Below are 12,315 nucleotides of genomic sequence, written 5' to 3'. Positions count from 1 at the left end.
GGTGTTATTGGCATTGACCTCGTCACTGTCATCGTCAGTTGTCATCGTCACTCGTATCTTCCAGATACCCGCTACAGCGTCTGAACTACGGAAGCTGGATTGTTTGTCTGCGGGGTGCCCGTCCGGCATGGTCTGTGGTGTGAAGCAGCAGACATCCCAGAAGCCGGTCGCCTCTCCCGCCGAGACGCGGGAAGCCCTCCTCGAGCGGGCCGCGCGTGACTTTGCCCCCATCTGGCGGGCGTTCGTCCAGAAGAAGCGCGACGAGGCGGACCGGTCCAGCCGGCTGGCCGAGTTCGTCACTAATGGAGACGTGCGCGGCCTGCGCGCCTACCTGTTCATCATTGCGGTCACCAGCGCCGAGACCCCCGAGTCGGGGTGGAGCACCACCCTCCCCGGCGGGGTGTGGGCCAGGGCCTTCGGCACCACGGAAAACGCGACGCCCGCCTCCGCCCGCACGGCGGTGACCAAAGTCCTCAAGCGCCTCAAGGAACGCCGCTTGATCACCTACGAGCGGCCCAAGGGGACCTGGGACATCCAGGTCACGCTGCTGCGCGAGGACGGAAGCCTCGATCCGTACACCCGGCCCGGCAACCAGAACCGCGACGCCTACCTGAAGATCCCGTTCGAGCTTTGGCGTACCGGCCTGATCGACCAGCTCAGCCTCCCGGCCCTGGCCATGCTGCTGACGGCCAGCTGCGAGCCGGCCTTCTTCGAGCTTCCGACCGAGCGGATGAAGGACTGGTACGGATGGTCGCCCGATACCGCCGAGCGCGGCTTCCGGGAGCTGGCTAAGGAGGGCGTGCTCCAGGTCCACAAGACCTACATCACCGCCCCGCTCAGCCCGACCGGGACGGCTGAGGTCAACCGCTACGAGCTGCTCGCCCCGTTCATCGCACGCCCCGCGCGGAAGGTGGCGGCCTCCACGGAGAACACCATCGAGGCCGCGGGCGGTGCCGAAGCCAGCGGGCCTTGAGGAGAGGAGGACCACGAAAGTGGGAGTTACCCACTTTCCCAAATGCGGGTACCTTGGTAATAAGCGCTGGAAGGCGTGCCTCCCGCTCGAAGGAGGCATGAGCTGTGGAGAGCCTTCCGGCGGAACCGAGGGAGTACGCACATGACCGCCATTCACGAGCGCGAGGAGTTCGAGACCGTCGCCGAGACTGAGGTCGACAGCCGCGGACGAGTTTCCCTCGGCCGTGCCGGAGCCCGTGCGGGCCGCCGGTACCGGATCGAGAGCAACCCGGACGGCGTGCTGCTGCTGACCCCGGTCGTCTCCATCCCGGAGCGGGAGATGCAGGTGTGGAACGACCCGCACCTCGCCGAGCGCATCCGCACCGGGATCGAGCAGGCCAAGGCCGGCAAGACCATCGACCGCGGCGACTTCTCGCACTACCTCGACGAGGACTACGAGGACTAGAACCAGGTGCACAGCCTCCGCTTCACCGAAGACGCCGACGAGACCCTCAACCGCCTGACTGTCGGCTCGAAGGCCGACCCGGCCAAGCTCAAAAAGGTCAACAACGCACTCGCCCGTTTGCAGGCCAACCCGCGCCACCCCGGCCTGCACTCCCACCAGTACGAGAACTTCCCCGGGTACGCCTCGGAGAAGGTCTGGGACTCCTACGTGGAGAACCACAACCCCAGCGCCTGGCGCATCTACTGGATGTACGGGCCGGACGAGAGGAACGCGGCGGGCGAGACCGTCTCGGTCATCACCGTCCTCGTCATCGGCCCCCACCCGTAGAGCAGAGCTGAAGGGGGAGATCAGCAATTGCTGATCTCCCCCTTCAGCTCTGTCCGGGTGCCGGCGGCCCGCTGGACGGCCTGATGCTCGACACCACGGGGCTGGACAGCCAACGAGATCCCGACCGGCGTCGCGCTGATGACCGAGCTCGGGCAGGTCGGCGCCGGCGGCCGGGCCCTGTACGACCCGCCCCAGCGAGCGGAACCGCTGGGACTGGTCAGGCGACTCACCCTCACGGCCCCCGAGTCGCTCGCCCGGCGCACCGGCCCGGGGCACGTTGGAAGGCGTGACCAACGCGCCGATCGTCGTGCACCGACCCGCGCTCTCGGGCGGCCGGAGAGTCACGGTGCACAGCAGCGGCCGGGATGAGTTCCTCAACACTGCCTACAGCAACGCTCCGCACTCACACCCGATGAACGGCCTTCGCCCTGTCTTGGTGTCGTCAGTAGCGTGATGCTCGTCGACGTCTGGTTTCAGTCATTCTCATGGACTCTGTCTCTCTATATCGGCATCTCTGAGACCCTTCCTGATTGCAGTAGGTGATCGTTTGGTCACTTAGAGGATCTTGGATGGGGGTGAAGGTCGTGCTGGAGCAAGCACAGCTGGTGGGATTGGCGGGGGCAGCCGCCGCTGCACTGGTCGGAGAGATGACCAAGGAGAGCTGGGCGTCGATGCGCTCGCTGGCAGCTCGGTTCTTCCGGCGCGGTGGCCAGGAAGAAGAGGAACGTCAGCTCGCCCGGCTGGATGCCGACCAGGTGCAGGCGGCCACGCTGGATCCAGCGGCTTTGCGGGAGAGGTGGAACCGGCGGTTGCTGACGCTGGTGGAGGACTTCCCCGAAGCAGCCGAGGAACTGGCGGCAATGGCGCGTCGCAAGCCGGAAGAGCCGCAGAGCGGGGTGAACCAGACCGCAGAGAACAACACCGGTTCGGTCATTCAGATCGGCAGGGACAACTCCGGCAGCCTGAACACGGAGCGAAGGTGACCACGCTCGACGGGCATGACCTGCCCCAGCCACCCACCAACCCGCCGTCTGTTGGGCAGTCCGCCGTCGGCAACACCGGTCCTACTGTCCAGGTCGGCGGCTCCAACCACGGCAACATCAACATCACTCGGCTACCCAAGCTACCGGTCATCCCCATTCCGCGCGATGACCAGGAGGCCGCCCTGGAGCCGGTCTGGGCGCACACTCCCACCCCGCAGCGGGCCGCAAACCTGCTGGCTGCACATGGCCTCGCAGTCATCATGGGGGAACGCGGCACGGGACGGCGCATCTCGGCAGTCCGCGCCCTGCACACCCATCTCTCCACTCCCGCAGGCCCCCCGCAGCTTTTCTACCTGGCAGCCGACTGGGACGAGGACGAAGCACCGGAACGTGAGGTCCTACCCGAGCCGGCCATCGGGCACGGCTACCTGATCGACGCGACCTCGCGCTTCTTTTCCGAGGACGCCGCCCGCACTCTCACTGCTTGGGCAGAAGAGCTCCACGACGCGGGCAGTTGCCTGGTCATCACCCGTAATCAGCGGGGTTGGCGGGGCGACAGCCGCTTCGAGATTGAGGCAGTACGTCCCGACGCCATCCAGGTCGCCCGGAACCACCTGGCGGCCTGGGGCAGCCACGCGCAGGCCGGGTGGCTGCAGCAGGACGTCGAGCGCTCTGCGACACGCGGCCTGTTGCGCCAAGCAGCTCCCGACCGGACCGTCGGCGTCCTATCTGACCTCATCACCCGCAGTGTCAGCCCGGATGATGCTTTCGCGATCGCCGAACGCCTGCGCGGCATCGCTCCGGAACGGCTGGCCAAAGCGGTTGAGCGCATAGACGCATCCTCTCCACCGGAGCGTGAACAGGGAATCCAAGAGCTTCGCCGCATCCGGGAAGAAGTCCTTTTATGGACCGACTTCCTGGAGCAGACACTCACCGGCACAGGCACCCGCGGCCAGGACCGAGTGATGCTGCTCGCCGCCGCCTACCTCGAGGGCGCCCCTATCGAACGATGCATCAAGGCAGCCACCGAGTTCGGCGCTCGCCATGAGGCAGTCGCGCGCCGGTACCGGGAAGGCCGCAGCCCTCGGCGTCGGCTGAGAGACGTCGGTGTCGACATCACCTCCAGCGACACAGCCGCATTCCACAGCCGCCCAGGCCTCGCCCGCTCCGCCATCCGCATGGACTGGCACCACTGGGCCGACGAACGAGAGGCGACCACGAGGTGGCTCGCCCGCATCACCGCCCCCGACGGTGTCGCGAGAAAATGGACGGAGCAGATCGGGTCCCGTCTGCTGGAGCTGTCCATCACAGAGGTTGAATCTCCCTTCTTCACCCTCCTCGACACCTGGGCCACTACCTACCCCGACGAGCAATATCTCCGAATCGTCACCGCACTGATCGCCCAAGCCGCGGAGACGGAAGAACTCGCCCGGGATGCCCACAAACAGCTGCTGGACTGGGCGAAAAAGCCTGACGCGCATCGACGGAAGGTTGTCGCCTGGGCATGCAGCGGCCGGTACGGCATGCGATGGCCGCACATGGCCCTCGTCCGGCTACGCCACATCCTGGCCGTCGACGACGAAGCAACTCGCATCGCAGCGACCGCCCTGACGGCCTACGCCGCCGCGAGCACCGAAGGGTTCCAACGAGTCGTTGAGACGGTCGAGACCTGGTTGGAGAAGTACCACACCCACCTCGCCGGCCCTCGGGCCTTCCTCGCGCTCACCGATCCCGCATACAACGTCCTGGACACCCTGGTAAGCGCAGCACAGGTCGCCCCAGCCGTCCGTGATTTCCTGATCAACGGCTGGATGCAGACACTGCGACAACCAGACGTACGCGACGACGCACACCAGGTCCTCCTCGGCTGGGCCCGAGCCGCTCACGAGGGCCGACTGGACCGCACCGCCACCTTCGGCATCCTCACCGACGTACGCAACGCCCACACACCCCTCGATGCCATGTCCCGCTTCCTGTACGGAAGCCCGGACCAAGACGACCACGCCCTGATCGAAGCGCGCCTCGCCCTGGCCAACCTCCGAGCTTGCAGCCACACCCAGTGCTCCGAACCCCACTGCCCGCTCAAAGAAGCTGCTGGTTCCCTCCCGGACACCAGCGCTGCCGGAGGCACAGGTGAACCCCGGCCATGAAGCCTCCACAGGACACCAGCACGTCAAATTCCCACTGAACCGATGGCTGCTGGCACCGCTGACCACATGGCGCGCCCGACGTCTGGCAGCCGCATACGGACCCGGCATGGACGCACGCACAGCCTGGGCACTAACCCGCACAGCTACCCACCCCGAAGAGATCCCCTTCGCCATGAACCATCTAAGTGAAGACAAGGAAGAGGAGTCATAACCGTTGAAGTGATGACTGGCCAGCTGCTGCACCGCCAGGTCTACGGCGCCGACCACGAGCCCCCTGGCCCGTGACCCCTACCGGCGCTACGCCGAACTGGTCGGCTCCCCGCTGGATGGCCTGCTGCTCGACATCACCGGCTGGACGCAGGACAAGGTCGACACCGGCGCCGCGCTCCCCGCAAGGCTGGGTTCGGTGCCGGCGGCCGCGCCATATAGGACCCGTGCCCCGGTGACCTGGACAGCTGGGACTGGACCGGCGACACTCTCTGGCGTCCTGAGCCGACTCGCCTGCCAGCCCGTCCCGGGGCACGCCGGGAGGTGTGACCAGTGCACCGATCGTCGTGCATCGGCTCTCTCTCGGGCGGCCGTAGAGTCACCATGCACAGCAGCGGCCGGGCCGAGACCCTCGGCACCGCCTATAGCGACCACGACTTGGTCGTCTTCCTCGAAGGCGCCGGCATCACCGATCACGAGGCCATCCTGGAAGACCCGCAGCAGGTGAAATGGCGCGGCGGCTCTGCCCACGAGTTCCACGGTGCCTGACCCACGCAAGAGGCAAATCCTGCGAGCTCGGCCTGGTCCAGGGCCTTCACCTCTCACTGCACCGGATGCTGGGGGCCGAAGCCGTACACGGGGGCCACGAAGACCGTGCGTCGGCTTGGCCTCCGCTTTCCTACACTTGTGGTCGTGGCGATGATCTACAGCAGCGGAAGCTGCGACGACCTTCCCGAACACGCACAGCCGGATGACTACCTGGCTCCGCTCACCGCCACGCCCACCGAGTGGGTCACGGTCCTCGGTAAGCCCGTCCAGGACCGCTTCGACTGGGGGATCAGCAGCTACCTGACTCGTCCTGAGACACGGGCACATACCCTTCAGCAGTACACCTGGAGTCAGGCAGCGATCGGCGCCGCCGGGATCAGCACCTTCTACCCGGAGCAGCGGACGGTCTTCGAAGAGGGATTGCGAGACGAAGAGGAGGACGCGGAGTTCTTCATACAGCTCCGCACCCATCACGGGCTCGCCGAACCGACGCTGGAGTTCACCCCCTCCTTTCTGTGGTACTTCGACGCCATCCCCAGGAACGACGGCTCCTGGTACTACCTTGACGACGCCGGTCGTGACCACGAACTGGTGCGCACCCGACGCACCGATACCGAGCTGCGCATCGACATCGCGGCCCTGCCCTTGCGCCGCTACCTCGCCGCACGGAGTCGCTTGCTGGTGATCCAGCACGACCGCATTACCCGGCTCGATCACGTACCCGACCCGGCGATCGACGCAATCGACCGCTCCGACCTGCGGCACTTCGCCTTCCACAGCGGAGACATCCACTCAGTGGATCGCCCGGGTTTCGTACGGCTGGTCGGAAAGCAAATCGTGCTGCCCATCGACGCAGACCCCGCTGACCTGGCCCGGCCTCACCCATCCGAACGCCAGTTCCCCGAATTCACGGTGGCCATCGACCCCAACACCGGGGAGCGCATCACCTGCACGTGCGAGCCCGACAAGTTGAGCAACTACTTCACCGACCGCGGCACCCCGCACTACCTGACCCCGGTCTATTTCCGGCGCGAGGTCCTCAGCCGATACACCTCTCAGCCGTCCCGCTACCGCATCGAGAACGGCCGCCTGAGCTGCCTGGGACTCTGGGGAATCTCCATCGGCAACAACCCCGACGGCCTCATCGAGGTCTACCTCGGAGACCTCGGACGTGACCTGCCGACCGAAGAACGCGATCACTGGCTCAGCTTCAACGTCCCGCCCAGCGGAGGACGCGACGAGGGCCGTTTCGACCGCGACATCCTCGGCCGATGGACCGATGGACCGCCCGACCCGCTACGCCGGCTGTTCGCTGCACGAGAGCACTTCAGCACTGCCCTGGGCACGCTTCTGGGACAAGCGGTCTACAAGCCGTGGCACTCCGCCGACCAGATCGCTTTCGAGGGCATGCACATGCCCACCAGCAGCGAGCAGCACGAAGCCGACACCCTCATACTGCTGCTCGCCAAGGGCGTCATCGACTACCTGGATGTCAAGGCCCTCCGACGCCTTCCCGGAGTGACCGACACCAAGGCGCAAAGCATCAACTGCCTCGAAGCATGGGTCTCTTCCAGCGGAGGGGACAACGACACGCTGATCCGCCCGCTGCGTGTCCTGCAAGGCCTCCGCTCCACCGGGCCGGCCCATCTCCGCGGAAAGGACTGGCACGCCACCCTTACGCGGGCTGGCCTGGACGCATTGAGACCCGATGAGCAGTTCGTGCAGGTACTCACGCTGACCGGTGACGCCCTCAGCGCGCTTGCCCAGCACGCCGAGTCGCAGCACCAGTCCAGCCAGTAGACAGCCCGCGTTCCCCCGCAAATCCACTGACACTTTCTGCTCAGTCCCCTGTATGACTGGCGTGAGAAGCCGAACAGGGGAGGGCAGCTGGTGGGTAAGGCGTCGTCGGGGAAGCGCGCGGCTAAGGCAGGCGGCACCCGGGATTACACAGTGCCGCAGATGTACCTAAAGCACTTCGCCCAGCACACAGCACGCCGCAAGTACCAACTGATGGTGCGACGGCTTGACAAGATCGATGAACCGTTCCCGGTGACGCCCACCGGCATCGCTGCTGAGACCGGCTACTACTGGGGGATCAGTGCCGAAGGAGTCCCTCACCACCACATCGAGGAACTGTTCACCTCGCTCGAGGGACACGCCGAAGCAGTACTGAAGGTCATCCTGAACGACCCGAACTGGGCGCTCACACCGCACTGGCCGCTGCGCCCGGATCAGCGCCACGTCCTCGCCTGGTGGATGGCTGCCCAGATCTTGCGCACGACGCGCCAGCGCAAACGGCTCACCCACCAGCAGACCGAAGCACCGGACATCACCGACCTGCCGCAGGAAGTGCACACGCTCGCACAGAACAACCCCCACCTGCGCTACATCGTCGAGAACATCGTCACGTTGGCACTCATCCTGGAAGCACGTCCGTGGGCGCTGGGCTTCAGCGACATGTGCCTGCTGACCAGCGATACCCCCATCGCCATATGGAACCGCCCCGACGACGAAGACCAGCTGCGCGCTGCCGCACTGAGCGACATCCTGCTCCCGCTGGACCCTCACCGCTTTCTGTTCCTACCCGGCCCCGCTACCCGGGGCACGGACCGGCGTAAGCACGTGGACCACCTGATGCACGCGGAAGGCACCATCGGCTTCGCGCTCGTGGACGTGGCCTATGACGTAGCTGACCAGTTCGTGATCCACCACCCAGAGCACGATCCCTGGAAGCATTGGAAGCCGGACAGCCCAGGGCAGCCCAAACCATGGGACGGGCAGACGCATTCCGCTCCTCAGTACATCTTGGAGTACGGCGTATTTCCGCCCAGTCAGAACATCGAACGTCGCTGGACCGTGGAACACCCGCCGCCTCGCTCCCCAGATGACTTGCACCTCTGACCTGCCAGAACATCCCCCGGCGTGTACACATGACCGGACCCCGGGCCCTACGAGGCCCGGGGTCCGGTCACGGCGCAAGAAGGCGATCAGAGGCCGTCCGGTACGGCCTGCGGGACCGTCACCGGCCTTGCCCAGTCCATGCCCAGCTCCGCGAGCGCAGCCAGCTGGTCGGCGTCCAACCGGTCCCTCCTTGATTTCGCGTTCGAAAGCCATACGCCCAGCTTCACAATCACCGGCTCGCCGTCGACCGTGATCTCTTCGCTGTGCCCCCTGGGCACCGGCCGCTGGCCCTCCCGTTCCACCCACTGCGCAAGTGCTGCCAGGCCTCGCTGGAATGCCTGCTGCGCTTTGCCCAGGCGCTTCATCGCATCCATAGCCGCCGAGGCCAAAGACGGCGCTTCAACGGGCTCCATGCCGAGCTCGGACAGCCGCTGCTGCTGTTCGGGCAGAAGTCGCGCCCAGGTAGCGGGCCGTTTCTGCTGGTGAAGCCACCGTCCGATGTCGTCGCCGTCGAAGGTGACGCCGGGTGCGATGTCAGGGAGCCGGCCGTGGGGTTCGTCGGCGACCAGGTCGGCGAGGACGCGGTAGTGGCGTTGCCAGTTCAGCGGCCATGGGCAGTTCCAGTCGGGGTCGATCTCCGTGAGCTGTGCCGCGCGCACGGCGGCCCGCTGAGGGTCCTTGCCCAGCCCGTTCTTCGCTCCCTTGCGCCGGAGGTTGGCCATGTGCTGCCCGATGGGCTCCGTTGCCTCGCCCTCGCCCCACACAGCGTCCTGGCGCGGGGGCGAGGTGCCCGGTGGCGCGCCGGTAGGACCGGAGGGCGGCGAGCTTGGCCTCCCACGCTTCCTCACCGGGCTCCCAGACCATCCCGGCCTCGGGGGCGTCCAGCAGGGTCTTGCGCCGCTCCTCCAGCTCCCCGGCCCGCAGCGCCTTCCTCTGCTGGTGCACCCACCGCCCAAGCGGAAAGTCTTTGGTGACGCCGACTTCGACCTCCACGTCATACGGAACGGCGTGCAGGCCGGTGATCCCGTGCTCCTTCCGCCACCGCAGCAGGGCCTGGTAGCCCTTCAGCCACACCAGGGACTCCGGCCGGTAGACCCGGGTGCGCAGGAACGCGGCGATCGTGGCGGCGTCCCGCGGGCTGGAGAAGTGCAGCAGGGCGGACTCGGCAGCGGCCTGCGTGTCGTCCTCCTGGTCCTCGCCCTCGGCCCCGACAATCCGCCCGTCCTCGTCACGCTGGAGGTGGACCTTGCGCTTGCCGCTGGTGAGCGCAAGGGAGGCGAGCTGCTCGACGAGTCGTTCGTCATGCGAGCGCAGGCCCTGCAAAACGGCTACAAGGGGGCGGAACGAGGCGCTGGCGACCATGTTGGTCGGGTCTTCGCCGGGTTCCAGGAACACCGGCACGATGATCCTGGCGACCTTGGTAGAGCCGTCTCTGTTGAGCCTCAGCGCGCGGCCGATGTTCTGGACGATCTCGATCTGGGAGCCACGGGTGTCGGCGAAGCAGACGGCCTCCACGCCCCGTTCGCCGGTGATGTCGACGCCTTCCCCGAGTACGCGGACGCTGGCGAGGAAGGCGCGGTGGACCCGGCGCCCGGCGGCGTCGATGCCGTTGGCGAACTGGCGGATGACCTCGCGGCGCTCGGTGACGAGGTGGTCGCCGCACAGCCACGCTGACCATACGCGGTCCGGGGGTACGTGGCGGCCGGCCTCGAGTTCGTAGAACTCCGCGTCGATCGAAGACTTCGGCAGCTTGTCCGCAGCCGCCAGGTCGTCGTCGGTGGCGTCGTTCATGTACAGCTCGGCTGCCGTCTCGGGCAGCTTTTCCGCGAACGCGGCGGCTTCCTCGACCTTCTGGTGGAACGTCATGACCGTACGCAGATTCCACGCGGCGGCGTGCTCCAGGAGCGCGGTCTGCAGGAGCGCCAGGCGCCGGCCCCGCCGCGCCTCCTCCGACTCCCCCAGAACGGGGAAGGGGTCGCGGATCTCCAGCACGTCGATCTCGAACCCCGCGAGGATCTCCCGCTCGATCGCCTCCGACAGCCCGAGCTCCGCGATCCATGCGCCGTACGTCCCGTTCGGGTCGTCGGCCATGGTCGCGAGCTCCACCTTCTGGCCGTCCGCGCCCTTCTGCGGGCGGGCCGCGGCGAGGATGCGCGGCGTTGCGGTCAGGTAGAGCCGGAAGTCCGCCGGGATGCGGGCGTTGTCGTGGATCGCCGCCCACGTACGACCAAGATCACCAGCGGTTCCGTGAGCCTCATCCACGATGGCGAGGTCGAAGCCGTCCATGCGCTGGCCGTAGAGGCGCTCTCCGCCCGCCAGAGCGGCCTCCAGCGGCCCGCGGACCTTCCGCTGGCCCTCGCGTTCGTCGATGTCCTCGCGGTCCACCAGAGAGGCGTACGTGGCGAACACGACGACCGGCCCGGACCCGGCCCACAGGGCGAGCTGGATCGGGTTGGTGGTGGTGCGTACCCCCAGCGAGGTGAGCACTGGATCGTTCTCCAGCGAGCACACCGCGACCATGGAGGCCCGGTGGCCCACCCGGCGCCATGCCTGGGTGGTCTGCACGAGCAGGTCCAGGGTCGGCACGGTCACCAGGATCCGCCCGGTGGGGAAGCACTCCAGCGCGCACGCGGCGGCCGTGATCGTCTTGCCCGACCCGGTCGCGGACACGATCGTGCCCCGTGCTCCCTGAGCGGGCACAGACGTCCTTGCAGGGAATCTCACCCACTTACGGAAAGCAGTTTTCTGGGCCACCTGGTGTTCCCGAAGCTGAATTCTCAGCATTCTCAAGCCCTTCCTCTGGCTTCTTTTTCACTCGCTTCGGGAATCACTGGGACGCTGTGAAGGGTGGCACGGAGACCGTACCGTCCTCGCCCACCACGATTCGCTCGGCGAGCTGGGCCAGAACCTGAGAGGGAGGGAGCCCCGCCCGGTAGGCCACCGACCGGAGCAGCCGGCTGGAAGCGGCGGACAGCCAGACCTCGGCATGCAGCTCGTCCGCTCCCTCCCGTCCCTGCTCCCCGGAGGCGGACTGCGCCTCAAGCGCACCAGCAAGCCGTTCCTCACGCTCACGAGCCCACATCGAGCCTTGAACATCCTGCTCCGGCTCGTACACACCCCAACCCAGCGCACGCATCAAGTCCCTGACACGCCGCCACTCAGCATGCTTGGCCAGCCAGATGAAAGCCAACCGCTCCCGGTCCATCTCGAACGTGTAGAAGGAACCGTTCCCCCTCAACCGCTCTGCGGTCTCCCGCTCACGGACAGCGGCCTCCGCGACCTTCTCCGCAACAGCGGCGACATCCAGGCCACTCGCCTGACGCCGAACCTCATCCCGCGCCACATCCTGAGCACTCCACATCATTTTTCCTTTTCCGGAAGCGCGGACAGCTCAGTCCGCATCAGGTGGTTAGGAGGTGTCTCATGCTTCTGCCAAGTCTACATGTGCATCAAATGCAATAAAGCCCACACCCAACACCCTCTTCCCCGTAGCCATCCGGGCCGGCCGAAGGCCCGTTGACGGCACCGCGCAGCGGGGTCGTCCTTCAAGGCGCGCAGCGCCCTCGGTGATTGGAGGGCAGGGGAGGCCGCCTTGCGGGGCCGCAGGCCCCGTAGCTGCGGGAGCGTAGCGGACGGAGCGTCACCGGCCCGGCGCAGCCGGGCCGCTGCGCTGCTCGCGCAGCGAGCAGCAGCGCTCCCGCGGAGCGGGAGCGCAACCCCCGCGCGCAGCGCGGGGGTTCGCTGCCTTCGCGCGCAGCGCGAAGGGGACCCGCTCCGCGGG

At 66.9% G+C, this 12,315-nt stretch carries 9 protein-coding genes and 1 pseudogene; 8 read left to right on the top strand and 2 right to left on the bottom strand.

Annotation, left to right across the window (positions count from 1 at the left end):
- Positions 1-139 precede the first annotated feature (139 nt).
- The 8 genes from QFZ64_RS00055 to QFZ64_RS00015 all read left to right on the top strand — a co-directional run bounded on the left by QFZ64_RS00055 (position 140) and on the right by QFZ64_RS00015 (position 8,534).
- Positions 140-973 (top strand): hypothetical protein, encoded by an 834-nt coding sequence (locus QFZ64_RS00055; RefSeq protein WP_307060982.1) that lies wholly within the window; start codon positions 140-142, stop codon positions 971-973.
- A gap of 141 nt (positions 974-1,114) precedes the next feature.
- Positions 1,115-1,417, top strand: a complete 303-nt coding sequence (locus QFZ64_RS00050) for a hypothetical protein (protein ID WP_164420520.1) — start codon at positions 1,115-1,117, stop codon at positions 1,415-1,417.
- Between the two features lie 6 nt (positions 1,418-1,423).
- Positions 1,424-1,744, top strand: coding sequence for a hypothetical protein (locus QFZ64_RS00045; RefSeq protein ID WP_307060979.1), 321 nt, complete (start codon positions 1,424-1,426; stop codon positions 1,742-1,744).
- A 569-nt stretch (positions 1,745-2,313) separates the two neighbouring features.
- Positions 2,314-2,727, top strand: coding sequence for a hypothetical protein (locus tag QFZ64_RS00040; RefSeq protein WP_307060977.1), 414 nt, complete (start codon positions 2,314-2,316; stop codon positions 2,725-2,727).
- On the top strand, positions 2,724-4,877 hold the full coding sequence (locus tag QFZ64_RS00035) for a hypothetical protein (RefSeq protein WP_307060975.1): 2,154 nt from the start codon (positions 2,724-2,726) through the stop codon (positions 4,875-4,877). The genes QFZ64_RS00040 and QFZ64_RS00035 overlap by 4 nt, the downstream gene beginning before the upstream one ends.
- A 591-nt stretch (positions 4,878-5,468) precedes the next feature.
- Positions 5,469-5,633 (top strand): hypothetical protein, encoded by a 165-nt coding sequence (locus QFZ64_RS00025; protein WP_307060973.1) that lies wholly within the window; start codon positions 5,469-5,471, stop codon positions 5,631-5,633.
- A gap of 150 nt (positions 5,634-5,783) precedes the next feature.
- Complete coding sequence (locus tag QFZ64_RS00020) at positions 5,784-7,433, top strand: hypothetical protein (protein WP_307061716.1); 1,650 nt, start codon at positions 5,784-5,786, stop codon at positions 7,431-7,433.
- A gap of 159 nt (positions 7,434-7,592) precedes the next feature.
- Positions 7,593-8,534: a DUF4238 domain-containing protein gene (locus tag QFZ64_RS00015; RefSeq protein ID WP_307061713.1), complete on the top strand. Its 942-nt coding sequence runs from the start codon at positions 7,593-7,595 to the stop codon at positions 8,532-8,534.
- Positions 8,535-8,620: 86 nt separating this feature from the next.
- On the opposite strand, the pseudogene QFZ64_RS00010 reads toward QFZ64_RS00015, so the two are convergent.
- Both QFZ64_RS00010 and QFZ64_RS00005 read right to left on the bottom strand, forming a co-directional pair.
- A pseudogene (locus tag QFZ64_RS00010) lies at positions 8,621-11,318 on the bottom strand (Helicase associated domain protein).
- Between the two features lie 43 nt (positions 11,319-11,361).
- Positions 11,362-11,898: a hypothetical protein gene (locus tag QFZ64_RS00005; protein ID WP_307060971.1), complete on the bottom strand. Its 537-nt coding sequence runs from the start codon at positions 11,896-11,898 to the stop codon at positions 11,362-11,364.
- Between the last annotated feature and the right edge of the window lie 417 nt (positions 11,899-12,315).

It is taken from the genome of Streptomyces sp. B3I8, assembly GCF_030816915.1.
Lineage (GTDB): Bacteria > Actinomycetota > Actinomycetes > Streptomycetales > Streptomycetaceae > Streptomyces.
This window is presented reverse-complemented; position numbering and strand designations above follow the sequence as displayed.